Annotated in this window: 18 protein-coding genes; 2 read left to right on the top strand and 16 right to left on the bottom strand. The window is 41.2% G+C overall.

Features of this window, described 5'->3' with window-relative positions; all coding sequences use genetic code 11:
- The first annotated feature begins 4 nt into the window (after positions 1–4).
- Together QQL36_RS28845 and QQL36_RS28850 are read left to right on the top strand one after the other, a co-directional pair.
- Positions 5–1,453: a glycoside hydrolase family 28 protein gene (locus QQL36_RS28845; protein WP_321567641.1), complete on the top strand. Its 1,449-nt coding sequence runs from the start codon at positions 5–7 to the stop codon at positions 1,451–1,453.
- Positions 1,450–2,265 (top strand): ankyrin repeat domain-containing protein, encoded by an 816-nt coding sequence (locus QQL36_RS28850; RefSeq protein WP_321567642.1) that lies wholly within the window; start codon positions 1,450–1,452, stop codon positions 2,263–2,265. Before QQL36_RS28845 ends, QQL36_RS28850 begins: the two co-directional genes overlap by 4 nt.
- 248 nt (positions 2,266–2,513) lie before the next feature.
- On the opposite strand, the gene QQL36_RS28855 is transcribed toward QQL36_RS28850, so the two are convergent.
- From QQL36_RS28855 to QQL36_RS28930, 16 genes are all read right to left on the bottom strand, one after another.
- Positions 2,514–2,675 carry a hypothetical protein gene (locus QQL36_RS28855; RefSeq protein ID WP_321567643.1) on the bottom strand — a complete coding sequence of 54 codons (162 nt, stop codon included), beginning with the start codon at positions 2,673–2,675 and terminating at the stop codon, positions 2,514–2,516.
- 116 nt (positions 2,676–2,791) lie between these two features.
- Positions 2,792–3,499: a hypothetical protein gene (locus QQL36_RS28860; protein WP_321567644.1), complete on the bottom strand. Its 708-nt coding sequence runs from the start codon at positions 3,497–3,499 to the stop codon at positions 2,792–2,794.
- Between the two features lie 140 nt (positions 3,500–3,639).
- Positions 3,640–3,987 carry a hypothetical protein gene (locus QQL36_RS28865; protein ID WP_321567645.1) on the bottom strand — a complete coding sequence of 116 codons (348 nt, stop codon included), beginning with the start codon at positions 3,985–3,987 and terminating at the stop codon, positions 3,640–3,642.
- A 59-nt stretch (positions 3,988–4,046) separates the two neighbouring features.
- Positions 4,047–4,928, bottom strand: coding sequence for a hypothetical protein (locus QQL36_RS28870; RefSeq protein WP_321567646.1), 882 nt, complete (start codon positions 4,926–4,928; stop codon positions 4,047–4,049).
- 56 nt (positions 4,929–4,984) lie between these two features.
- Positions 4,985–6,214: a transposase gene (locus tag QQL36_RS28875; protein WP_321566410.1), complete on the bottom strand. Its 1,230-nt coding sequence runs from the start codon at positions 6,212–6,214 to the stop codon at positions 4,985–4,987.
- Positions 6,215–6,677: 463 nt separating this feature from the next.
- Positions 6,678–7,268 carry a hypothetical protein gene (locus QQL36_RS28880; RefSeq protein WP_321567647.1) on the bottom strand — a complete coding sequence of 197 codons (591 nt, stop codon included), beginning with the start codon at positions 7,266–7,268 and terminating at the stop codon, positions 6,678–6,680.
- A 47-nt stretch (positions 7,269–7,315) separates the two neighbouring features.
- A complete protein-coding gene (locus tag QQL36_RS28885; protein ID WP_321567648.1) occupies positions 7,316–8,578 on the bottom strand; it encodes an IS701 family transposase in 1,263 nt (420 codons plus the stop codon).
- 712 nt (positions 8,579–9,290) lie between these two features.
- Positions 9,291–10,091, bottom strand: coding sequence for a hypothetical protein (locus QQL36_RS28890; RefSeq protein WP_321567649.1), 801 nt, complete (start codon positions 10,089–10,091; stop codon positions 9,291–9,293).
- A 125-nt stretch (positions 10,092–10,216) separates the two neighbouring features.
- Complete coding sequence (locus QQL36_RS28895) at positions 10,217–10,978, bottom strand: HEPN domain-containing protein (RefSeq protein WP_321567650.1); 762 nt, start codon at positions 10,976–10,978, stop codon at positions 10,217–10,219.
- A 38-nt stretch (positions 10,979–11,016) separates the two neighbouring features.
- Positions 11,017–11,604 (bottom strand): SMI1/KNR4 family protein, encoded by a 588-nt coding sequence (locus QQL36_RS28900; protein ID WP_321567651.1) that lies wholly within the window; start codon positions 11,602–11,604, stop codon positions 11,017–11,019.
- A gap of 39 nt (positions 11,605–11,643) precedes the next feature.
- Positions 11,644–15,858 carry a DUF6443 domain-containing protein gene (locus QQL36_RS28905; protein ID WP_321567652.1) on the bottom strand — a complete coding sequence of 1,405 codons (4,215 nt, stop codon included), beginning with the start codon at positions 15,856–15,858 and terminating at the stop codon, positions 11,644–11,646.
- 4 nt (positions 15,859–15,862) lie between these two features.
- A complete protein-coding gene (locus QQL36_RS28910) occupies positions 15,863–21,004 on the bottom strand; it encodes a DUF5977 domain-containing protein (RefSeq protein ID WP_321567653.1) in 5,142 nt (1,713 codons plus the stop codon).
- 369 nt (positions 21,005–21,373) lie between these two features.
- On the bottom strand, positions 21,374–21,586 hold the full coding sequence (locus QQL36_RS28915) for a hypothetical protein (protein WP_321567654.1): 213 nt from the start codon (positions 21,584–21,586) through the stop codon (positions 21,374–21,376).
- A 341-nt stretch (positions 21,587–21,927) separates the two neighbouring features.
- Positions 21,928–22,806 (bottom strand): right-handed parallel beta-helix repeat-containing protein, encoded by an 879-nt coding sequence (locus QQL36_RS28920; protein ID WP_321567655.1) that lies wholly within the window; start codon positions 22,804–22,806, stop codon positions 21,928–21,930.
- Between the two features lie 291 nt (positions 22,807–23,097).
- Positions 23,098–24,654, bottom strand: coding sequence for an alpha,alpha-trehalase TreF (gene treF, locus QQL36_RS28925; protein WP_321567656.1), 1,557 nt, complete (start codon positions 24,652–24,654; stop codon positions 23,098–23,100).
- A 726-nt stretch (positions 24,655–25,380) separates the two neighbouring features.
- The gene (locus QQL36_RS28930) at positions 25,381–25,983 is read right to left on the bottom strand and encodes a hypothetical protein (RefSeq protein ID WP_143709110.1); all 603 of its coding nucleotides are present in this window, start codon (positions 25,981–25,983) and stop codon (positions 25,381–25,383) included.
- Between the last annotated feature and the right edge of the window lie 12 nt (positions 25,984–25,995).

Here is a 25,995-nt window from a genome sequence, read left to right on the forward strand (position 1 = left end):
TTTCATGAAACAACTTTTTCTATTGGCAGTGGTCAGTTTCCTATCCCTCCCTGCCTTATGCCAAAAGCACCCGGTCGAATATTACCTGAACAAGGCACCATTCCCCATGCAGGCAATAAAAGACCCGGTTATCCCTTCAGCCAGATTTCTGCTCAGCGACTATGGCGCTGTCGAAGGCGGATCCGTTTTAAATACAACTGCTTTTGAACGTGTCATCAATGCCTGTGCTGCCGCAGGTGGCGGGCATGTCATCGTACCTCCAGGCACCTGGCTCACAGGCCCCATCGTACTCAAAAGCAATGTAGACTTACATGTAGAAAAAGGCGCATTAGTATTGTTTACGCCAGACCGTACACTATACCCATTATTACCCAATGGCCACAAATTCGAAGTAGCTCCACCTATTAGTGGGAAAAATCTGGAAAATGTATCCATCACCGGCGAAGGCACCTTTGATGGAAATGGCCAAAGCTGGCGGCCGCTAAAGAAAATGAAAGTCACCACCACCCAATGGGACCAGTTCGTAGCTTCAGGCGGTGTAGTGAGTGCCGATGGTAAAATATGGTGGCCGAGTAAAGAAGCCATGAATGGAGAAAACTATCTAAAAACATTAAAACCTGATGCAACAATTACCGATTACCTACCGGCAAGAGATTTCCTGCGCCCCAAAATGGTAGTGATCAGTAATAGCAATCATGTCCTGATAGATGGGCCTACCTTTCGGAACTCCCCTAACTTCGTCATCAACCCGCAGAAGGTGAATGACCTCATTATCCGGAATACAAATGTGTTCAATGAAGCCTGGGCACAAAATGGAGATGGTATAGATATCAGTGCCTGCAAAGGCGTAATTATCTATCATACCACCGTGAATGCAGGAGATGACGGCATCTGTATGAAATCAAGTGGCGATGGTTCACAGGCAGCCCTTTCCGAAATCCTGATTGCAGAATGTATTGTGTACCGTGCACATGGTGGCTTTGTAATAGGAAGTAATACAGATGGCGGCATGCGCAATATCTATGTTACCCATTGTTCCTTCGAAGGAAGTGATGTAGGTATACGGGTGAAAAGTAACCGGGGCAGAGGCGGACTGGTGGAGGACATCTATATTGACAGCATCCGGATGGTGAATATTATAAACGAAGCGATCTCATTTGATACATACTATGAAGCATCTTCACTTTCAGGAGGGAATGAAAAACTCCCCGAATTTAAAGACTTCTATATCAGCAATATTATTTGTAACGGTGCAAAAACCGCGATGTTATTTCGTGGATTACCTGAAATGCCCGTACACGACCTACACTTTAAAAACGTATACATTCAAGCCAGCAAAGGCGTAGAAGCAGAAGCCATCAATGATATTCAATTTCAAAACGTACAATTTAAAACAACGCAGCAGCCTGCAATTCCACCAGGTGTTGCACCTTTTATTAAAATTTCCTTATGAAACCTTACTACTTATTGTTGTTTGTAACTTTCACTGCATGTAATTTTTATGACAAAGACCTGATGCATGCGGTGATCAATAAAGACGAAGCCAGCATACGCTACGACCTGAAACACCATGCTAACACAGAGGTCAAAGATACGGAGGGCTTTACGCCACTCATCAGAGCCGCAGCAGATGACGAACCAAATATCGTCGCGATGCTTTTGGGTGCCAATGCGAATATTGAGGCAAAGAATACGTTTGGAGAAACTGCCTTGTCCCTGGCTGCTTTCAAAGGATTCAAAACTACTGTAAATGTGTTATTGTCTCACAACGCAAATGTCAATGCATTGAACAGAGATAGTGTTACGCCATTGATGTATGCTGCCAGCAGGGGACATACTGATATTACAGAAATGCTATTGAGACAGGGTGCGCAGTTAGACCTTATATCCAGGGAAGGGTTGACGCCACTGGCATATGCAGTATCTAATGAGCATGAAGATATTGCGAAATTGTTTTTAGATCATGGGGCGAAAGTAGATTTTAAAATGCATGATCATGAGACAATATTGATATTGTTGGCGAACAGGCATAATGTGTCATTGACGAAGTTGTTATTGGATCGTGGAGCAGATGTAAATGCGGCGGATGATTATGGGAATACAGCGTTGATGAATGCTTGCAGGAATAGGGATACTGGAATGGTGAAGTTGTTGCTGGGTTATCATGCAAGGGTGGATGTGAGGGATAGTAATGGGGATTCGCCGTTAGAGCATGCGAAGCGTTCGGGAGATGAAGGGGTGATTCGGTTGGTCGCACTTAAATAAAAGGGGATGTATCATAAGTTGCCGGAAGGCGCAGAGAATTGCATGTACGAAAATTCTCTCCATCAGGTATCAGGTACCCGAATAAAAAGGGGCTGTCTCGAAGTTTTGATACAACCCCTTCTAATTCATTTTCAATCAAAAAATCACTTAAAAAATGTTTAAATCTCCCACAGACTCATTTTAAAAGAATATTAATGAATGCTACCTGAATGAAAGCGACAGAAGATTTGGGTAGCCTTTCATGATCCTTATCGAGACTTCTGAAAATTATAGAATGCTTTAGAAACTATCGTAATACTATCCCCCGCCATCACACGTAATACCAAAGATGGCCCTATCTTCTGCACACTTACCCCGTTCAGTTTCGTCACATAATCATTCGGACTGGTCGTATTATCAACCCACCGCACCTGCTGCCGTTTTAATGGTCGCCATATGGAATATTTCGAATTAGAATTAATTCGATTTTGGATATGCAAACCAAGACTGAGATCTTTCTCAATTAAGAAAGACTAGTTATCGGAATTTAATCCAAGATCTCATCTAGTGATTTCCCTCGAATTTCTATGGGTATCTCACTGTAGATAGGCATTTTTAGCATCTCTGGCAGTAGATTGCTTACACCATCTTTAATAGCATCATCATTCATTCTTTTGGTACTATATTCGCTTCTCATTACAATAAATGCAATTTCTTCCCATTCCTGAGTAGAAATATGAAGATCTATTGCTTTGGCTTTTCGTCTAAGTATTTCAACAATTATTCTTAGTTTAATTGATATATCTCCATTCCAATTGGGATTCTCGAGATGTTTAACATTTTCGTAAGATGATTCTATTCCTGCCACTAGAAAATACTTTCCTTCTTTTAAATAAAAAAAGGTTTTATTTCCAAACTTTAAATGAGGTAATTCTTTTTTGGTAATATTAACAGGATGACTATCTATTAACTTCCAACTCTCCTTACCTCTTAAAGGAGGACTATATGAAATCACTTCTCCAAATAAAAAATCTGTTGTCAATAGAATATCTATTTTTTTTAGTGGCACATTATTTAGGAAGTCATAAACGCCAACAAGATTAAATTCTGAAGGTTCATTTATGACTGATGAAACATTATAAAATCTGCAATATGCATACCTTTCAGTAATCTCTATTGGTAGTTTTTCAAATGGTATATTGTCTAGTGGTATGCAAAAATAGAAGATGTTATTGTGTTTTAAAGTTTTACTCATTTTTTTAAATAATGATAATTTATTTTATTCAATGGCTTTCATCAACAACTTTTGCCAATTTGGATAATTTTGCTCTAAAAAACCAATTGCCTTCTGATACCACCCAGAATTTTTTGTTATGTTAAAATCCATAGCCTTATTTAAATTGGATACTGATACTCATTCAGCCTGACTACATATGCATTTGGATTGGTAGTTTCAACCGTTGGATAGCCAGCAGGAAGCGCCATGCGGATATTGGCTATGTTACTGAATAAAGCGTTTTCAGTCGCACTGCCTCCAGCCGAAATAATCAATTCCTGTTTTCCATACAAATTTTTTGAAATTTCAAAATACAAATTAGCACAATATGATTGTAGTTGAACCAACAATTGATTTATCAAATTTTCCTGCTGAGCTTCGTCTAAGCTTTCAATGAAATAATATTCAAATTGCCTTCGTGAAAACCAATCCCTGAAAACTTCAGCTCTTTTTGTATAATCGATCATAAATAATGATTGTCTTTACCCTACTTACATCAGTATTTCAAATTTCAATCAGCCAGCTTTCAACCAGTTCTTTTCTCATTCAATAACTTAATATCTTCAAAGGTATGAGAAAAATGACGCTTGTTTGAAAACCCAGCATAATCTAATCTCAACAAAGGCGTCAAATCCCCATCAAGAACATTCGTACCAACGAATCGAATGCTCTTCAATGCCAACATTTTACTCACAAATTGAAAAGAGGGAATCGAACCACAATCATTTAAAGCCAATACTTTAATATTTTTAATATTTTCGACATAGTCATGATTGCGAATTTTCTTACAGTGATCAAATTCCAAAAATGTGAGTGTATTAGAAGCATTATCCAGGCAACATAACTCCTCCAATTTAGTACAATAATGAAAAGACGCCTTTTCAAGAGCATTAAATTTTTCCAGTCCATTAAGATTAATAACAGAAGAATTAGAGATATGAATCTCCTTAATCCAGATAACAGAAGGAATTTCAGAGAAATCTTTGCTTTTAGAATTATAGTAATAAATAGTTAGTGACTCCAATTTTTCACAAAGCTCTAAGTTTTTAATCTTACCCCCTCCTGATGTAATTAAATTTTCAAGCATTGGAAAATGGGAAAAATCTATTTTAGGGTTCTTTTGTGCAATAGATATATATCTTAATTCTGTTAGGAGTACCATTGCAGTGATATCCACTATCTCTTCTGCAATTGATATGTATTTAATTTCTTTCCATAACTTCGAATAATCCTTCAAAAAATTCAGGCTTGTAAAATTAAACCCAAAAAATGGGTCAACTCTAATTCCGTCATATTTACTTTTAATAAAAAAATCCATACACTCCTTGATCCTCTCCGATTGAATTGTCAGAATTTCTCTACCATTTTCTGTCGAAATACGGAATCCCCCTTCAACTATTTTTAACATAAAAAAATTAAATTAGCAAATATTCTCAAACTGATATAATCAATAGTTAGGTAGTTTTAAGCGGCCAAATTTCCTATATCCAGGCACTTTTGATATAGCTTTTTTATTTTATTACAATTCAAGTCCAGTGGCAAGTTTGAGAAAATTCGGTCAGTTAAAAATCTGTTGTACCATGCCATTTTAATATTTCTCATAGAAAAAGCACCTCTATGTTGATCTGGTAGTTTCATCCAAAATAACACTTTGGCCAGACCCACAGTAGCAAATGCCATATTGAAATGGAAGTGTAACTTTTTCTCACTTCTTGCCTGGCATTCCTCCAAGCCCCCATGTTGCTTTGCATCACGGATAAGAAATTCAATCTGGAAGCGCAGTTGATAATAGTTGAGTATCAACTCTGGTTTTAGTTCGATATCCGTACAAAGAAGTATTTCATATTTACCCGTGACCTTTTCTTCTATGTATACAATTCTAACCTTGCATTTAAGAATAGCAGACCAAACTACACCACTATAATAAACAGCGTCATTATCTACAGCAAATTCCCTGATTTTTCGCTTATCAATACTGCCACAACTAACTTTATCTCCATGTATCCTGGGACGTCCAGGTCCTGTAGACCTTGGCCCATTGTATACATAAATCAGATTGGCATCGGATCTCATCTTTGTTACAATATGCAATCCTTCCTTCAATATTGGTAAAATAAACTCTTGTTTCATGAAATATGAATCGACTGCTAAATAATCGACCATACTTTTTAAGGTCAGCACTTCTGATTTTATAACATCCACGTAGTGATCAACCCTACTCATTCCCTTCTCATCAAGTGTAGTCTTATCAGGAGTTTGAACTACTTTTAATGGGAAAGCAGTTCTGGCATCGACATCTATTATTGCCAGACATCCTATCTCAAGACCTTTAACAGCTTTTTGATCTTTACCACTCCAAAATTTACCCAGACCAGGAGTATGCTTTCCAGACTTTGGCAAATAAGTTGGGTCATAAGCAGCAATGAGATGCTTACCACTGTTATCCTTAATCAAAGAACTATTAAAGCCTCCGAAATCAAATTCCTTTTCCATTTGCAATCGGATGCTTTTCTCACAATAAGTACCAAAACGGCTAAGATTGGAGATGGTATATCGAACAGGCAAACATAGCCAGACCTCAAATAGCGAAATCATAAATTTGTATTGAGGTTTGGTTATTAGGGGCAATTCATTTAAAATTGCACTAACAAGGTGTTTCACCTTGCCAAAGGCTTTGAGATTGGTACTAGTCATACTTCCTCATTGCCTTTTTTTTATTTTGGTATCAGCTGGAAAGCTCTTTTATTTATCTACATCTATTTTCCACAGCATCGCTGTGGAAAACTTACCGGACTATTGTTAATGATTCGGGACTTTAAAAACAAAACTGCTTATAATCATAAATGATATAAGCCTCACCATTTATGGCAAGGCTTATATCATGTCATTATGCAAAATAATCAGATTTAATCAAGATTACCTAATGATATGATCACTCTACCTGAAGCTTTGGCAACATTACTCCATAAATGAAAAGCCGCAGGCGTTTTCCTGCAGCCAATATAATTCAATCGATCCACGCTTTAAACAATCAGTGAAGTAACCCTGTCAAATGAAGTTTTACCTCTTTCAACATATTCATGTTTTCTCACAATCACAAATGCGTAATTATATGGAGACCGTTTTCTATTATTCTCGCATCTTACATGTCAGTGTTTTATAAAGTTGCATTTCTATCTAAAACTTCCGCCACCCATGAGTCTGCGTTTAATGATAATCCAGTGATATATTTAGACTGTTTAACCTTCTCTTTTTCAAATTGCGAGACAATTACGTAGCCCATATTGACACCTCGTTTATTTTTCGAATATATATCATTGTTTAATCGCAGTTTCATGTCCTTTAAAACATCGGTTAGTTTCCAGTCATATGATAATCGTTGGTAAGTATACAATACTATATGGTTACTATCACTTACATCTACAACCAACGCAAGACTTCTGGTAGGATCTGTTTTTGTATTAGTCTCAATGATAAAATATTTGTTAAAAAATAAAGAATTAGATTCCTGGATTTTATTCAAGAGATCACATCTCAATTCTATTCTGGATCGCTTTATTTCTGGATCTCCTAAACCTGCTAATAATTCCTTATAATCATTTCCTGAAAGTAAATGGTTTTGTTCTAATTGACATTTTACATCATTTATCGTTGCGTTTTCCCAGTCCAGACATACTGAATCTTTCGGTATGGTTATATTTTGATGGAAAAAGATTGTTATTAATAGACAAACGCTTGTCATACTCATGGCTGTAATATTGATTTTTTGGGTTCTTTTAATTCTGCTTTGACAAGTTATGAAGAGTCCTTTTTAAGTTCCTCTAATCTTCTCTGCTCGTGCCTTTTACGGATTTGTTCCATTACATTTTGGGCGCTGTGATTTTCCTTGGCATAAACGCGTATCATGATATCTCTTATGTCATATGCACTTAATAAGGGATACTCATTTTTGAACAGTACCTTTTCACTGAGTATAAAGTGAAGTGCCATCATGACTAATACCATATGATGGTGCCAGGCCAGCCAGCCTCTGACCTGATAGTCACTCATACCTGCTTCCTGTTTTGCATCCTGAAAGCTACGTTCTATAAAATACCGTTGGGATTGCATGCGAACCAATTCTTCTACTTCAAACTCTCCATCTGCTGCATTACTTAAGGCATATTTATATTCCAGATTTCCACTCTTTGTTTTGGTGGCCCGAATAATTAATAATCTCTCTTCATAGTGCCCGGATTCACCATCCCACAAATATACCTTCTTTACGAATCCCAGGCAGACCAGATCGTCTTGCCCTGTTTTCCTTAACCTTATTTCTTCCCATTTTTTCGATCCTTTAGCCGGACATAAATCTTTTACCTCTGCTGTCTTGTCTTCTGTTTTATATCTTGTTGGATTCCGACCGCTACTGCCCTGTTTTTCCGGAAGATAAAGGGATGGGGCACTTGTATAGACCTGCTGATCACTATGTACGTCCAGTACAAACAGTAATTCCATATCATCCAATTCATCCCGGAACATTTTACTGTTACAATATAGCCCATCTGCTCCCACAAAATCAAAGTGGGTGCCCAGTTCCAATTGATGTCTCACAATGTCTACCGCCAGTTCTACTTTGGTTTTATGTTTGTACTGCTCTTTGGGTACGCCGGCTGCTTTACAACGTTTACGATTAGCGGTCCAGCTTTCCGGAAGATATAAGGCGGTATCTATTAAACCATAATAATGCGCTGCACTTAATCCTGCATAAACTGCCACCTGGCAATTATCTACCTTCCCTATTGTTCCACAGTACTGACGAGATACCCCTACAGAATAATCTCCTTTCTTAAGGTGAGAACTTTCATCTATGAGCAGTGCCACCTGATCAAAACTCTTAAAAACCTCATTAGTATCAAGGGCAACCGTATCAAAACATGTACGCGCATCCCACGGAGATTCGCTGATGAAATGTTGCTTGCTGTAGTACTCACTATCAGCCACATGTTCCACCATCCGTTCTATATTCCCATTCCTGCTCTGGAATAAACCTCTCACATATTGAATTGATAAGGACATTTTATTGTGGGTACGGGTTTTAAAAACATGACCTCGTAGCAACATATATTTTTCCAGCCGCTTTGGTTCGGCTGGTTGTCGCGGTTGTTGAACATGTCTTATATTTATACGTTTGATTTACATGATACTAAGGTCTTATTTTTTATCCATTTTTCACAATTCATAACTTGTCAAAGTAGAATTAATCAATATCTCTTTTATACTGCTCCCGGAAGCGATGATCAGCTTACCATACGTGGCATGAAAGGAGGCTTCAGCCTGCGGTTTTTCATTTATGATTATACGCTGCCATCAAGTTTCCTGTTATCTTTTAGATAACCGATACACTTGCATAATTTGCCGATGGAATAATAATATGAATAACAGAATGCCTATAATTCCATTATATACTCCGTACTCATCGACATGCTTTTGAGAAGTAAAAAAAGCATATACAAAATATTCCGCAATAGACACTAAACTAATCAAAGCAATGAATGCTATAAAGTTCTTCAGCCTAAATGAAAAATAGACAACCGCTGAAAATAGTACTATGTTTATGATAGGCAAAAAGATAAACATAAACATGTAATAATACCAGTCTTCCCCACTCTTAAGTTTATCAACTCTCAAGAATGTATAATCACTCTTCAGAAACATGATAAGTATATACAATATAACATACTTTAACAAAAAGTACAATAAAACAATTCTAAATCTAACTTTAGCCATTTTACAATCTTTTATACCACATTGCGGGTGTATATTCTCTTACGAAATGATTATTTACAATACGGAATCTATGAGATTCTGTAAATGAAGGTTGATTATATTGCATAATATTATTACCATTAAGTTTGAGTGTAGCAGAGGGAAATACGTCAGTTGCAGCTGAAACAGAAACTGCTCCCTTAGGCGAAATAGTAACATCTAATTTCTGGCCGACATTGACAATGTTATATCCCATAGTATTTAATGCAAGTTCTTCTATCTTAGGAACGCTAGCATGCTGTTCAAAATTAACTTTCATTCCTTCAGATGTCGTTGTTGCGCTTAACTTATTTTGATCATCACCTAATCCAGGATAATTATCTCTTGCCGTACCCACAGGAGTCTCGCCAATTTTCACTTTGCTGGTATAAATATAAACAAATCCTGTTTTTTTAATAACAAACTTCTCTACCGTCAATGTTTGTAATTCATCAGGATTTCCCTGTACCTGTTTCACACCACTATTATCATCTACCATGTTGAACAGGTCGTCAAAAAGTACATAGGTGAGATACGCCTTTGGTTTAGTAGCAAGGTTCTCATCCGCATCCTTGCTGATCAACTCTTCGTACTCACTGGATGTATATGCTGACGAAATAGCGGAATTTGTACCCGCAGCCGCATGTGTACCATCAGAGATAGTGGAAGAACTGAATGCCTGTATGAGTGCAGCTAGCATACTGCTTGTGGTAGTACTGGAGGTGCTGGCTGCCGTGCTTTTATAAAATGCTTTCACCCCCAGCTGCAGGGTATCCCCCGCCATGACCCGTAATACAATGGATGGACCTATTTTTTCACCACTTTCTGCATTCAGCCTGGCTACATATGCATTTGGATTGGTAGTTTCATCCGTTGGATAGCCAGCAGGAAGCGCCGTGCGGGTATTGTCTATGTTACCTCGTAATGATCCTTATACCGGGCATCGATGTAGCCCCGTTTCAGCAGATCAAACAGGTGCTTTTCCTCCGGTGTGTTGTCGGGGAAGACACTGTCCAGTTCTTTAGAAAAGCGTTTGGAGTAGCGTTTCAGCTTGTCCAGGTTGTGAGTCTTGGACTTGTAGCCGGCATGTACCAGGATGATGGCATTGTAGGTGCGCTCGGTGGCCTGGTGCAGGACAAACGCAGATTCTTTCAGGTTGCCAACGCTCCGGGCATAAATGCCCATTTGCAGAAAATTCACTCCGCTGTGATACCACTGATCGAAGTAGTTCTGCGCAATAGCTTTCGCCTCAGCCTGACTTAACGGCTTACGCTCTGCCAGCGGCGTGTTGCCGGCATCATACAGCAAGATGCCTTCTTTCTCGATATCGGTAAAAAAGTACTGCCCCTCGCTGAGCATCTTGTTCACAAAATCAATGTCGTGCGTGATGACCGTAACCGGCGTCCGGTAAAAACAACGGTTCTCGATCAGGTCTTGCACCTCGTAGTCCTTGCGGCTCTCCCCGGATTTGGTGATGACCAGGATATCGTAGTCGCTGATGTATTCAAAAGTGATGCCGCCCTCTGTATAGCGGTGCTCGACCCACCGACCCGTGGCATGACTGCCGAACAGGATCACCTTCTCAGGATCCACCGCCTTCACGATGATCCCCGTGATCTCTCTCAGCTGCTTTTGCTTGTGCTCCGGTAAATGCTCCAGGGAAGTGTTCATCACCTAACTGTTTGCTATACCGTAAAGCTAAGGAAGTTTCAATTATCTAGCTTCCAATATTCGGAGTTTGGATTTTTACTTTGGGAGAGTTGTTGCTCAATTTGGTAATCCACCTCAATGAATCCACTCTCATCAAACCGGTATGCTCCCTGCCTGTAGCATTCTATGACAGTTTCAAACATAGTGTTCATATCGTCATATATTGACACTGGCTCTTCGGATAATGTGACTGACGGCGAATATGTGAGGATCTGGCCGACCGTCTGATTCTGTTCATTAGCATCAAAGAGTAAAAAGTCTCCACCGCCACTGGTGAAAATGGGAAACAGTTTCTCCTTCCACATATCATTTGTTATGGCATAATCGTAGTGCTCTATAGCATTTTCTAATGGCAGCATAATTGCCCGAGCAAAAAGTTCCATCTGCCCGATGACCCGATTATCCATATCCAAAACCCCATTTCTCCAACCATATAAGATAACCAGTAGATCGCTGGATATATGTAGCGTGCTCAGTCGCTTCGTCACCACATCAGGCGAAAGTCCAATTTGTAAAATATCCAAATACGGATATTTGAACTGAGCTAGGTCTCTTTCAAAAAGCAAAAGCAGTCTGGAAAGTTCCATCGTACCTATCTTGAATTAGTTAAATCGATTTTTGCTATGTTATAGAGGCGAAAGTACGCCGCACCCTCCGCAAAGAGGCAAAGTTGCTAAGCCTTCTACCCCTTTCCATATCAAATACCCGACTATTGCAGCCGCTCCCACACCGGCCCCAACCCTTACGGCATCGGGGTTCATGTTGATCACTTTGCCAGGGGAAGTATTATTATTTGTATTGTCATTTTGGTTTTGTTGATAATTATTCAGAGCAGTAGGAAGATTTTTATTAGCAGGGTCATCAGGATCAGGCACCGGGGTGACTAGAAACATGTCCCCTGTTTGCATCCCTGCAGCTTTCGCCGTACTGCTGACAATACCACCTTGTACCAGCTGTTCTCTCAAAGGAACTTCCTGAACGGAAGCATTTTTTCCACCTTCCTTAGTAGTAGCAAGAGGATATTCATCCAAGGAATTACCCTTCGCAGCAGGAGTTTGTCCTTTTAGAGCCTCGCCTCTTCTCTGATCTGCATTTTGCTTGCTCTGATCGTATGTAATTATCATTGGTTTACCGCCCCCAATAGCTTTTAACGTGTGTTGGTAGATGTTGGGCATTTTTTTCTGAGGTACTAACAAGGGGACGATCTTCGGATCGCGAGTGGTATCACCTAGCGGATCATTACGCAGAATCGGATTATTCCCCATTGCGGCATAAGGGCTTTCGGAGACATTGGGTTTCGGATCTGGTTGCCACCATCTGCCACCCAACTCTACATCAAGCATCCTAAAACGGGTCTCGTACATCTCCAAGCCGCTGCCATCACTGAACTCTTTATTTTGAAGCTCTGATCCTTTGTTGTAGCGGTATTTGTTTTCAGCATATTGAGATTTCAATGCCCGATCCGAGATACCGGCCATAGTCAATCCGCCCGGATAATAATGCGTCTCCTCCAATAACGGCCCTCTGTTATGGACTACCACCAGATTATCAAAATACACATTCTCCCCACTTTCATTACTCGTATAAATATAAACAAATCCTGTTTTTTTAATAACAAACTTCTCTACCGTCAATGTTTGTAATTCATCAGGATTTCCCTGTACCTGTTTCACACCACTATTATCATCTACCATGTTGAACAGGTCGTCAAAAAGTACATAGGTGAGATACGCCCTTGGTTTAGTAGCAAGGTTCTCATCAGCATCCTTGCTGATCAACTCTTCGTACTCACTGGATGTATATGCTGACGAAATAACGGAATTTGTACCCGCAGCCGCATGTGTACCATCAGAGATAGTGGAAGAACTGAATGCCTGTATGAGTGCAGCTAGCATACTGCTTGTGGTAGTACTGGAGGTGCTTGCTGCCGTGCTTTTGTAAAATGCTTTGACCCCCAGCTGCAGGGTATCTCCCGCCATGACCCGTAATACAATGGAAGGTCCTATTTTTTCACCACTTTCTGCATTCAGCTTGGCTACATATGCATTTGGATTGGTAGTTTCATCCGTTGGATAGCCAGCAGGAAGCGCCGTGCGGGTATTGTCTATGTTACTGAATAAAGCGTTTTCAGTCGCACTGCTGGCTGTCTCCATGGTAGCGGCGTATACGCTGGTGTCTGCATTATCTCCCAATACTACCCTGACATTGCCCAGGTGATCTTTTTCAAAATAATCCCAATGATAAACGAGGGCTTTGCCGGAATCGTATTCCGGACGAATACGGCCTTCTTCGTGAATGATATATCGTAAGGTGTCCCGTTCATACACTAATCCTTCTATGTAATCAGTCACAGTGGTTTTGACAGGAGACGAGGTACTGTCCACCACGGTTTTTTTCAGTTTCCTGCCATCTGCTGTATATAAATAATTAATTGTACCCTTGCCGCTGACCAGAATTTTTTCGGGAAGATTCAGCAGGTTATAACTGATAGAAGTGATTTGCTTATTCTGATCGGATATTAAATTGCCATTACCGTTGTATGTATAGTCATTGCCTGTGTTTGTACCATCATTAAAATCACCTAGTTTGGCGGTGCTTGTATTACTGGCATCTGTCACAGTCAATAGCTTATTACTATTGGCCTGGTAGGTATATGTCAGGTTATCCACATTACTGTTGGTAGTACCTATTAACCCCTGTTGTTTCATTGAGCTAATGTTACCATTTGCATCATAAGCGAGGTTGCTTACTGTAAAGTCAGCTTTGTCTGATGTCCATGCTGCTCCAGTATTGTTTTGCTGGTTAAAGACAGCCTTTTTTAGGCGGTTGGCGCCATCATAACCAAACCCGTATGCCCTTGGTATGCCGTTGGACCTGGTTTTCCATTTGATGCCTGCAATGTTGCCATTGTATTGGCTGCTATCAAAGCCATTATCATAACTGATTTCTTCACCGAACCAGTTGTCTGTGCCGGTGGAATTGACGAATGCTTTGTTGATACCCGCTAACCAGCCTTTTATATTATAAGTATAGGTGAGGGTATCTAACTGCCCACTGGCAGCTACGCCTATTTTCTTTTGTAGCAATTGTCCCAGCTCATTATAGGTGTTCTCTGCGATCTTTTCCTCGAGGTTGGTGCTGTCATTCAGCCGCTTGACGAGTGAAATCAGGTGACCAGCTGCATCATAACCCATTTTGGTCAGTAAGGTTGTCTGAGGCGTAACAGTGCTGGAAGGATTGGTATGCGTAAGGTAGGTGCTTAACACCTTGCCATTGTAGTCATATAGAAGGCTGGTCACATTTTTTCCACCTGTATGATTATCTGCAATTGTCTGGATAGTCAGGGCATCATCGTCGAAGTAGTTTGTGGTGGTGAGCCATTGGTCTGTGCCTAATATGCGAACCTTTGTTCCTGTGGTGAGAGTTGCGACACGCGTACTGGAAGAAGTATTGGCCTGGCTATAAGGATTGTCGCCTGCTTCCGGTTTTGAAAGACCTGTGTTCACAAGGCTATGTACACCAGTATAGTTATAATTATCATAGTAAGTGTAAGACAATGGTGAAAGTGCACCCGCGCTGATGTCCGGCAGGGGATTATAGACCGGAGAGGTATCGCTGGTAGAAGTATTCAGCGTGCATTGCAGGGCTTCTCTGCTGCTGGTAACCGTGTAAAGCGCCGTTTCATAGGGGCGGTTCAATCCATCGTAGAAGGTAGTCAGCCACTCGGGAGAAGACTGGCCTCTTTGTAATGAATCCTGTGTAAATACGACTCTGTTTCGGCTATCATAAGCCATTAAAACAGCTCCTGCTCCGGGGATTTTTTTCGAAATCATGCGGCCACGTGCATCATATTGATACTGGAAGCAAAGTTCATCGGCGACGGTTGAAGTGATCTTCCAGTCAGACATGATATTTTGTACTGCCAGTGGCGGTATTACAAAACGAAGACTACCCAGATCGTCATACACATAGTAGGTGCATAACCATCCATCATGGGCTTTACCAGGACTATCGGCCAATTGTACTTTTTTGAGAATGAGTTTGCCGTCTTTGTCCTTGTATTCTATCACCTGGAGCCCTGCTTCATCGATTAAAATGTTTTTATTGAGCTGCCCGGTACTGTAAATGCCGGCAGTATCGGGAAGAGTTGCGGAACCGGAACCATAAGTAGCAGTGGTGGAACAGTTCTTTTTACTAATTGCAATTTTCCAGATCAGCACAGCATCGTCGCTGGTATTGTAATAGTACTGCATTTCTACCGGATGATTTCCGCCCGTTTGTGCCCAACTATCACCGGGGTCCCATTTCTTTAATACCCGGTTTAGTGGAGAGGCTTCATACTCAGTCTGGCTATAGTACACATGTTCATTTGCGATGCCGGGGTTGAGTGCAGTATTTTGATAAAAAGATGCTTGTGCTGCAAATGGATCTGATTTTATTTTCCCATTATGGGCACTATCCTGTTGATGTATATAGGGCAGGTATTGATATTGTTGCCTGCCAAGAGAATCGTATGTATAGGCGGTAACCATATCATTGCCGTTAGGACTGATCCTTCTCTCTACAGTTTGTAAGGGACGTCCCAATCCGTCCAGGTATTGTGTCGTCAGTTTTACCGCTGCAGCAGTATGGCTGGTATCTAATACGGCATCAGCATCTGCTGTGATCATAGCCGGTGTCCAGATGTATAAGGAGCTGTAAGCAGTAGTTGTATAAGCGGAAGGTCGTATAACGGGAGTAGCAGCAGTATGTTGGGTGGTAACAGGCACCTGTGCGCTGCCGGGATGGAATATTCCCAGCAGGCAGCAAAATATGATATATATAGATAGATGTTTGTTCATGGGTTTAATTTTTCCAGATAAGAATCATAATAGGAGCGGAATTGCCGGTGAAAGTGATGGTGGAGCCAGATGAAACTGTTTTCTGGGTGCCATTTACATCGGCGGTCATAGATATGCCGGAACCAATGGGGGCAATAGAAATTGTAAATGTTTTACCACTGGTGATGGCGGCATAATATGGCCATTCCGTGATGGCTGTTGTCTTCACCTCTGCCGTGCTACTACTGGTATTGGTAGCGGTGATGCTGACTGTACCAGGGTCGGTACCACCTTTCTTTACTACTATTGCGAAATTCTTACCTGAAGGGAAGCAGTAACCATTTGTATTCGCATAGGATGGTCCGTTTGCAGTAGCATATGCATTGGCCAGTGAATCAACATATTCCTGTGATAGGGTAGACGTATACTTGCCGGCTGCCACGGTATAGGTAACGTAAGATCCTGTAGAGTCTCTGGTACAGCTGGTTTTCTGGAATGACTTACTTACAGCAGCACTGCTATATGTAGTTGTGCCGGAGGAAGAAAAGACAATGGTCAGTGTAGGTGCCAGTGACCATGATTTGCTGTAGCCCGGACTGATCGCCTTTTCTGTACCGTTCACGGTGGCATACAGATAATTCTGGGCTGTAATGGTAATAGTATAGGTGGCATCACTGGCGATGATGGAGCATACTGCCAGCTGTGCATCTGTCGGATCGACAAAGGTCTGTTGGTATACGGTGGATCCGGTAGAGGTATTGGTAATGGCCACATTAAAGGTGCCTAAATTGCTGCTACCGGATTTCTTACTGAAGAGAAGGTTACAGGTTTGACATGCACCATTGGTATTTGCATAAGATTGTGCATTGGCTTTTGTATATCTCAGCGCTGCAGCATTGGCTGAATCCTTGCTGATAAGGGAAGAGTCGTGCCGCGCTGCTACGGTGTAGGTGACGGTTGTACCTATATAACCTGTAGAACATTCGCGGGTAGCGCTTACAGATTGTGCATCACTGTAATAATAACAAAGACCGTTTCTGTTGGCATATACCTGTCCGCTATCGGATACTTCCTGTTTTGCCAATGCATTGGCAGCTGAGAGGCTGACTGAAGAGGTGTATTTACCGGCTGCAACGGTGTAGGTAACCGCTGTTCCTTCTGCATTGGCAGCTGTACATGCCCGGGTATAGGTACCACTTTGTGCCTCATTGCTCCACGTACACGTACTGTTGGCATAGCGTTGCCCCAGTGAGTCAAGACGTGATTTTGCTTTTGTATTCGCATCGTCCTGGCTGATGGTGGATGTATCTGCACCTTCTGAAAGGGTATAGGTGACTGTTGTACCTACGCCATTATCGGTGCATGTTGCAGTAAAAGTGTCTGTCATTTGCTGACTCAGGAAATAACTACAGTCTCCCATAAGGTCTGCATACGCCTGTCCGTTTGACTGAATATCGGCGAGTGCTTTTGCATTGGCATCACTCACACTTACGCTTGAGCTATATTTACCAGCATCGACTGCATAAGTAACGGAGGTGGTGGTTCCACTCAGTGTACAGGTTTTGCTGAAAGTTTGACTTTGATAATCGTTGTAATAGATAGTGCCTTCACACCTGTTTATATCGCCGGCATAGTTGTAGCAATACATTTTCAGGATGTTCTTATCCTTATTCCTGATTAGTTTCAGGCGGTTTAAGCCGTCGAATTCATAGTACAGGGTATGATTTCCTTCATCTGATTTACTGCTCATACCTACCAGTGGTAAATAAGAATAGTGGCTCATTTGTGATGCTGCGGGTCGTAGTGCCACTTCATCAAACCATACTTTACCACTACCCTGGTTATCGAGGCGAAGGCTGATGTAGGCGACGCCGGCAGGGATGCTATATTCTTTTTCGAGATATACCCATTGCCCGGTGGTGGATGTAGATACATTATCTATATAGGTATAGCTGCCTGTTTCGCTGCTGGTCTTCATGAGTAAACTGATGGCTGCCCCCGGACCATTACTGTATACCCAACCGGAATAGCGGAAGGAGGTAGCGGTTGTCAATGCGACATTGCACCAGGAAGCATTGGTATAGGTACTACATCCTGTAGTCAGACCTGCATAGGTGCCGGTATGAGATAGGGTCGCATCGCGGGTGATACCTGTCCAGCTGTCAGCATCTTCAAATCCATCGTACATGACCTGGTTTATAGCAGCACCTGCTGTTTGTGATACAGGGTAGGTGCCATTGGCAGACCAGGTAAATGCAGAAGTGAGACCATTGCCGTCTCTAAGCTGGCAGATGTTGCCATATTTACCATAGCTCTGATAGGCCGTCGTGATGGCAGGCAAGCTGTTATCATTACCGAATTGCCAGTTGCTGTCAATTTTTGGTGCGATCAGGCTGTCATTAGCACTCCAGCTGTCGCTATAAATGGTATGTTTATAACTTAATAAGGTACTGTTGGTATAGTTGCCCTGCCAGTAGGGTTGACGAAGCATGTTTTTAGTCACCATGTGGTCCAGCACACCAGCATTTACATCTGTACTGCTATGTTCACCGGGGTAGCGCATTTCTGTGACCAGGGTATCATTTTTACTATTGAGTTTTGTGATTTTTTGAGGATAGTTTTTATCATTATAGGTGTAGTTGACCGTATTAGTGAATACAGTACCATTATCATCGTAGTTATTATCTGTAACAGCAGCCAGATGCCGCCCACCGCTTTTTACCATGTAGACAAATGAACTGTAGTCAGTATAAGAGTCTACACAATGCTCAGAGGTAGCGTATTCTATTGTCGGGTACACCATGAGGGCAGAGTCCTGACTAAAGTTGAATAGCTCCCAGGTATTGACTGATTCTTTTATAAGTGAAAAGGAGCTGTCAGCGCTGTTGAATTTATAATACGAAGTCTTTATTGGCAATTCATCTGAAAGCCCGTTATCAATTCTTTCCTTTCCTCCAAGGGCAGATTGGTTACCAATGGTGACAAAGTCATTGGGTATATTGTAAGTAAACATTGTTTTACCATTGGGGCGGGTATTGCTGTATTCATACTTTGTAACATAAGGGTACAATACATTCGCTCCCTGGAAGGTGACAGTAGGATAGGTAGATTGGGCGATATAAGTATATTTGTTACCATCTTCCGTTTTACAACCAGTAGAAGATACCGCGACATTTCTCCTGGTACTGGTAGTGTAGAAGATATTAGTCATCATATCGTCCGCTGAAGTAGGCATGTAACCTATACCAGATTCATTTTCCCCGTACTTATACACATCTTTCTTCTGCAAGGTATTGTCAAGATTATAACTACTGATTGTTTCTACACGGATTCCACCACCATATTTGTATTTTGTACTATTGTCTGGAACAGCGATGGAAATGCTTGCAGTCACCGTAGTAGTGGGTAGATCATTGATCCCCACATATAACTGGTATGTATGACTGGTATCGCAGGTGTAAGTGGCCGTGAGCGTATGAGCTGTCCCGTTTGTACCTGCATTGAGATAGGTATCAGAATTCCAGCTGGCTACTATTTTGGCAGTGGTAAGGTCTCTCAGCTGTACCTCCTGTGCATAACTCAGCGTTGGATTGGCAGAAGATGCTGAAAAATCTATTGAGATATCCAGCTCGTAATAATCCTGGTTATTGTTAGGAGGTCTGACCTGGAATGTCGTTGTGGCACTATCCCAGCCATAAGTGACGCCTACCTTTGCAGGACCGGCCAGTGTGATGGAAGCTATCGTAGAGTCTTTATTATCAGGCGTTCTCTCATATTTATTCATGGCATAATCGTAAGTGGTATACCCTCCGGTTGGATAGGTTACCTTATTCAGGATTCCTGCCATAATATATGTTTCAGAAGCGGACCTGTCTGCAGTGCCTAACTTCCCATACTTTTGAATTTCTGTCTGAGACGGGAGTTGTTTGGGCATGAGGGTGTATTGTGTTACACCATTGTAGAATCCCCACCAATCCTGTGAACAGGATAAGGTATTGGGTAAGGTTGTGCTGTTGTAATTGAAGGTATACTTTTCTGGTTGTTCTCCATTCAGATCCTCGTTGGAAAATGAAAGGAGTTTGAGCCGGTAATCTGTAAAGCTGGGATATGAATTACCCGTGTAAAAGTAACTATAGTTAAATGAAACCTTTTTAACACGGTTGTAAGTGCCATTATCATTGCTATATACGACAATGCTGTCCAGCGCATTGCCTGCATAGTCGGCCCTGACGGTATTGGCATAGAACTTCACTTTCCCCTGACGGAAAATGATTTCACTGATTTTAGGTACGTTATTATAAGAGTAAGAGATGGTTTTGACAACTTCATCTGCTACATAGGAGGCCGCATCATCTGTACCAGATACGTTCTTGCGATATACCTTATTAAAGGTTAGTACGTCGTCGGCGGCTTTATCACCGTTACCTGTGACGGTTGCATAGTTAAATAGCACACTGTCTGCACCATCATTGGATATGATTTTAGTCAGGTTCCAGCCGATGACGTGTGTTTGCAGACCTGAATTATCAGTAGTCGTGTTGAATTTTTGTGTAAAGAAATAGCGGCTGCCATCGTCATCTGTGATTACATAGTTATTATCACTGGTATGTGTAATGCTGACAGGTTGATAGGGGGCGGTGACAAAATTTTTCTGGTCCCTGGAATATAGAAACCGCCCGGATTTACCTGTGAAATTATAATTGAAAAAATCTGGTTGCAGGTCAGGCCTGCTTTCGTAATAGTTTTTTCGTCCATCATAAGTCACCACACTACCAAAACTGTTAATAGGTGTGCTTTGATTAAACCAACCATAGGTTTCTGTCTCATCTTCATCTCCCCTGATCTGGCGTGCGATAGAGCCGCCTGCCATAAGTGACCATCCAAGACCTACCCATGTTGCTTTTTGGCCGACCTTTATGCCGGATGCATGGTAACTGAGTGAAATTGGAACCTTGATCCAGCCTGTATTGATTTCATAAAGCGGGTAAGAAATCTGGGGGACGCCGGTCATCATGCTGACCGGGGTGCTATTGTACTTAAAGAGTTCTGCCTGTTCTGCGGGTAGTGGTATAATGGACGGGGATTGTCCCTTTCCCCAATGACAAATACTTAATAACATCCACAGAAATAAAATCGTCTTAGTACGGGTGCGGGTTGTGATATACATAATTGAATACAAAAAATGGCAAAGGGATTACACACCTAATAATAAGGTACAGGTAATGGTTTTGATTCGAACTACAATGCAGTGGAGAAATGGTATGAATTACCTAAATTTAATCAAGCTGTTTTCTAATAAATGTAGAAAAATATGGAAAGGCTATTTTTATGGATGAATGCCGGGAAATACGCCTTGAGTATGCGAGTCATGCAGATAGAATAAGTGTGCTATGCTGATATAGTATTTTCCCCTCTGACTGCCAGACCTTCCACCAGGGAGATGTTGGTTTAGGTTTTGGAATTTTAAAACCACCAGGGTGAATTCAATGATCCCGTCATATTCAAATAGGGGCCGACCTCTATACCGGCTCCATATTTATGATACGAAATTTTCTTCTACTATGAGGTTTGGTTGATAAATACCAGCGGATATTTGATTTTTTTCAGGATAGATAGATAGATAGATAGATACGGTATATGGTTCTTCGCCAATGACCCCGAATTTTTGAATACCTGGTTCCTGCAGAAACTTTTCAGGATCTACAGTATTGACATTGCTGATGATTACTGATGTAGATTTCCATCCCATAAGAGGTAAATTCACTTATACTGTTGCAAAATATTATAAATGGATTATTGAAATTACCCACAAAGTAACATCGGTAAAGGATTTCATTCCACAAAAAAGTAGGTGGTAGTTGGAACGATCTTTCTCCTGGCTGAATTTTTCAGAAGGCTCGATAAGGATCATGAGAGGCTACCTGAATCATCTGTTGCATTCATTCAGGTAGCATTCAAAATATTCTTCTAAAATGATTCGTTCAGAAATTCAAACATATTCTTAGACAATTCACTAAATAAGAAACTCGCTTTTACCATTCAGCAAAAGCGAGTTTCTACTTTATTTTCAATCAACAAATCACATAGACATTACAAATCACTTAATCCGGCAGCATTACCTGTCCCACTCAAACCGCTATAAATAATCACTCCCTTCGCATTACCATTCCTTGTAAAACCCCAACCCGGAGAGTTATAATTCGCCACACAGTTTGTAATAGTATGTGCAATGCTCTGACCAGAGCTACCTAACTTAAACCCATTACCATCACCATTAGAACCTTTACCATTATGCTCCGCAGTACAACCACTGATCTTTACAGGAGCTGGATTACCATACAGATCCCATCCATCATCTGAATTGTAAGAAGCATAGCAACCGGTAAATGAATTACCAGTACCACTTGACAGCTTACATGCAAAACCATCAGCATCTTCACCACCGGCAGATACATCATAGTTCTGATTAGAATAACTATTATTAATACTTACATTATAGGCGCCATTGTACACCTGGATGCCAGTATTCCCATTGTAATCAGAAGTGATGTTATTCACATAATTATTTCCTCCTGACTGGAATACGATCCCGGAAGAGGGGCCGCCGGTAATGCGCATGTTCTGGATATTCCAATAGCTACCATTTACTTTCACAGCCCAACTACCAGCGCCGGCAGCATTAAGTGTTCCACCATAAATATTAATCTTGGAACTGGAAGTACCGCTATTGAGTAATTGTAGGGTACTGGTCAGCTTAATAGTGCCGCTGATGACGATGACGTCACCTGCTTTAGCATTGGCTACGGCTGTTTTCAAAGCCGCTTCCGTAGTGACAGTAGTGGTAGCAGCAGCGGTTACTTCGCCGATTGCGGCAGTGGAAACAGGAGATGGCAGCTTCACCTGGTCTTCGTTTTTGCTACAGCTGGTACATACTAATACCAATAGGGCAATCATCAGATTGATCTTCATAACTAGGAAATAAGAGGTTAAGAAATGAGGGTTCCTTAGCTGCGCAACTATGTCAATTTTACAATTAAATACAGGATAAATGAATAAGAGAGCGGGGATTTATTTACGCAATCGTTCCCGGCAACGATGGCGGATGTTGGGGGTTGGTATTATTTGAGGGCAATAACAGGTCAATGCTGCCATTGCCCTCTATCTGGATTTATATTTTTATGGTGATTGTTAGAAATACCAAATTCATTTTTTGTCTAAATAACATCTCACGAATACTTCAACTTTTACCTAAATCCACTCTCAGGGATACTTCAGCTCACCTCTCTCCTGCATATGCAATATCTTCAACAACACGCCATTCGTCCAACCAAACCCATCCTGGTTCGGATACTCTCCTCCCCCACCAGCAAGCGTCGTATCCACTACATTATACTTCTCTAACAATTTTCCGGTTGCCCTAAAAGTCTTTATATTCAAATGCGACCATCTTGAAGCAATCTCTCCCGCCAATGAATCCTTATGATATTTCATCAAACCTGCAATCGCCATCCAGTGCAATGGTGCCCATCCATTCGGCGCATCCCATTGCTGCCCTGTCTCTATCGGCGTTGCTACCAATCCACCAGGTTGCAAAAATTCCTCCTGCAATTCCTTCATCATCTTATCAGCCTGAGCCTGCGAAGCAATTCCAAAAAACAATGGATATATGCCCGCCAAACTTGGGATGCCCGTCTGAGCATTCTTCCTGAAATCATAATCCATGAACCATCCCTTGTTATCATCCCAGCAATATTTAATGATATCATCTGCTCTTTGTTTCGCCGCTTTTTCAAATTCTGCAGCTTTTGAAGTATTCCCTTTTTCACGATAAGCTGCTGCCAATGTCATTTCCAGGTGATACATTAAACAGTTCAGATCCACAGGTACAATATCCGTCACATGAATCGTTTTCAACGAATGCCCATCTTCAAACCATCGGCTACTAAAATCCCAGCCGGTTTCAGCACCGGAGCGCAGTTCCTTGTAAACCGTTTCTTTGGATTTATTATTGAAAGGTCGTTTTGCAGTCTGGATATCCTCCGTCCATGCTTCTTCCCGTGGCCATGTCCCTTTGTCAAAATACCTGTTCAACTTATGCCCGTCTGGCAGATATACCACATGTTCATCAGTTTCCTTTTGTGCGGAATGCATCCAGAAATCATATTCTTTCTGCAAAGCATCCAGGTAAAATGAAACGGGACGATTATCCAGTTCCAGCATCAATGAGAAGAAAGGTGGCTGTGAACGTGTCAGGTAATAGGTACGATTGCCATTGGGAATACTACCATGGTTCTCAATTAGCCATACAAAGTTTTGGATGATATTATCAATTTGTGCTGTATCACCGTCCTCTTTCAGACCGAGCATGGTGAAGTAACTATCCCAGTAATACACTTCCCTGAATCTTCCACCGGGTACAATGTACGGATGTGGCAAAGGGATGAGCGAGCCGCCCGTCTCCTGCTTATCAGGCGTTCGTTGCAACACCTTCCATAATGAACGGATATGGGCAGATACATCCTGTGTGGTATCAGTCACATAATTAGCCGCAGCGGGTACAGGAATTGTAAAATGGTCATTTACAAAATCCGCCAGCTGGAAGGAGGACTGTTGTTTTTGTCTTCTGTAAGAAGTCATTATCTCGCCGGGTGTCTTTTTCGGGATAGCATCTGCAAAGGTTTTGCTATCCGGGAAAATATGTGCTGATTGTACGTCTTCAAAAAGCCCTGGAAATAGCTGGACAGGAGACTCCTCTTTGGCAGTTGGTCTACAGGCTGCAAAGAGTACGATCAGGCAAATGACAGGTATTGTTCTCATACTGTTCTATTCAATTAATGACCCTGCTGCAATTCTCCTGCCACTTCTTCTATAAATAGTGGTGATGGTGGCTTTTGACTGTGCAGGAATATATGTGTACAAACCGCTATCGTCTATAGCGGGTTCTAATATTATTTCGTTTCGGTAGCAGGCCGGCGGATTTAATTATTTACCCTGCCACAACCCTTCTCACTATTCAACTTCTATTACGGTGGCGATGCTATCTTTTGACTAGGCTGAAATATATGTGTACAAACCGCTATCGTCTATAGTGGGTTCTAATATTATTTCGTTTCGGTAGCAGGCCGGCGGATTTAATTATTTACCCTGCCACAACCCTTCTCACTATTCAACTTCTATTAAGGTGGCGATGCTATCTTTTGACCAGGCTGAAATATATGTGTACAAACCGCTATCGTCTATAGTGGGTTCTAATATTATTTCGTTTCGGTAGCAGGCCGGCGGATTTAATTATTTACCCTGCCACAACCCTTCTCACTATTCAATTTCTATTACGGTGGCGATGCTATCTTTTGACCAGGCAGCAGAGCAAAGGTTCGTGGAAATAATGACTAAGATCAAATTTCATAACAATGGATTGTGATTGAATTTAAGAATTATTCTGATAAAAAGAAAATCGCCTTATTGATCTTCCTCAGATCAATAAGGCGAGTATTTTGAAAATATGCGCAATTCTGTTATATAGTCGTCATGAGTTTCAACCCCTTAATTCCAGCTAAACGCAACCTGCATTTTCTTAGTAAATATCCATTTCATATAAAAATGAATAACTTTCTTCGCTTGCTTGACAAGATTCCCAGACGATTCACTAAGCGAAAAACCTATCCAGTAGTTATTCGCTGATATAGGCGTAATGGTGATACTTGTCAAATAGCGATGAAAGAACAAAGTCGTCTCCTCTAACATAATCAAAAAAACTTCATCATCAGCACCGGCATTCGTATCATGCATACCTTGCGCCGTTTCATTCAGCAACTCATCGAGTTCATATCTTAGGGCATCCAGTGTATTATCAAAATTGAACTTTTGATAATGACCAACATGGTTATCCTCCGGTGAAATCTCTACACTCATGCAATGTTCCAGATCAATACAAGGGTGTTCAATTTCATATTTATTATTCCAATCATCAAGAATATCCGCTGGCACGAGTTTCAATCTTGCCACTATTTCTTTGAAAGATATATTCTCATTCTTCATCTGAAGAAACACAATATAAAACTGATAGAATCCGCTATGAACGGGCATAGAAAAGGTATTTACGTTGATTTGGTAAACATAGTCAATTTCTATTCCAATACATTTCACAGATGAATATTT

The organism is Chitinophaga sp. LS1, assembly GCF_034274695.1.
Classification (GTDB): Bacteria; Bacteroidota; Bacteroidia; order Chitinophagales; family Chitinophagaceae; genus Chitinophaga.

Coding starts and splice junctions, on each gene's coding strand:
- QQL36_RS28910 (WP_321567653.1), bottom strand. CDS start 21,004: ATGTATATCACAACCCGCACCCGTACTAAGACGATTTTATTTCTGTGG.
- QQL36_RS28875 (WP_321566410.1), bottom strand. CDS start 6,214: ATGACTAGTACCAATCTCAAAGCCTTTGGCAAGGTGAAACACCTTGTT.
- QQL36_RS28905 (WP_321567652.1), bottom strand. CDS start 15,858: ATGAACAAACATCTATCTATATATATCATATTTTGCTGCCTGCTGGGA.
- QQL36_RS28915 (WP_321567654.1), bottom strand. CDS start 21,586: ATGGGATGGAAATCTACATCAGTAATCATCAGCAATGTCAATACTGTA.
- QQL36_RS28880 (WP_321567647.1), bottom strand. CDS start 7,268: ATGAGTATGACAAGCGTTTGTCTATTAATAACAATCTTTTTCCATCAA.
- QQL36_RS28870 (WP_321567646.1), bottom strand. CDS start 4,928: ATGTTAAAAATAGTTGAAGGGGGATTCCGTATTTCGACAGAAAATGGT.
- QQL36_RS28890 (WP_321567649.1), bottom strand. CDS start 10,091: ATGGCGGGGGATACCCTGCAGCTGGGGGTGAAAGCATTTTATAAAAGC.
- QQL36_RS28885 (WP_321567648.1), bottom strand. CDS start 8,578: ATGTCCTTATCAATTCAATATGTGAGAGGTTTATTCCAGAGCAGGAAT.
- QQL36_RS28865 (WP_321567645.1), bottom strand. CDS start 3,987: ATGATCGATTATACAAAAAGAGCTGAAGTTTTCAGGGATTGGTTTTCA.
- treF (WP_321567656.1), bottom strand. CDS start 24,654: ATGAGAACAATACCTGTCATTTGCCTGATCGTACTCTTTGCAGCCTGT.
- QQL36_RS28850 (WP_321567642.1), top strand. CDS start 1,450: ATGAAACCTTACTACTTATTGTTGTTTGTAACTTTCACTGCATGTAAT.
- QQL36_RS28860 (WP_321567644.1), bottom strand. CDS start 3,499: ATGAGTAAAACTTTAAAACACAATAACATCTTCTATTTTTGCATACCA.
- QQL36_RS28895 (WP_321567650.1), bottom strand. CDS start 10,978: ATGAACACTTCCCTGGAGCATTTACCGGAGCACAAGCAAAAGCAGCTG.
- QQL36_RS28920 (WP_321567655.1), bottom strand. CDS start 22,806: ATGAAGATCAATCTGATGATTGCCCTATTGGTATTAGTATGTACCAGC.
- QQL36_RS28845 (WP_321567641.1), top strand. CDS start 5: ATGAAACAACTTTTTCTATTGGCAGTGGTCAGTTTCCTATCCCTCCCT.
- QQL36_RS28900 (WP_321567651.1), bottom strand. CDS start 11,604: ATGGAACTTTCCAGACTGCTTTTGCTTTTTGAAAGAGACCTAGCTCAG.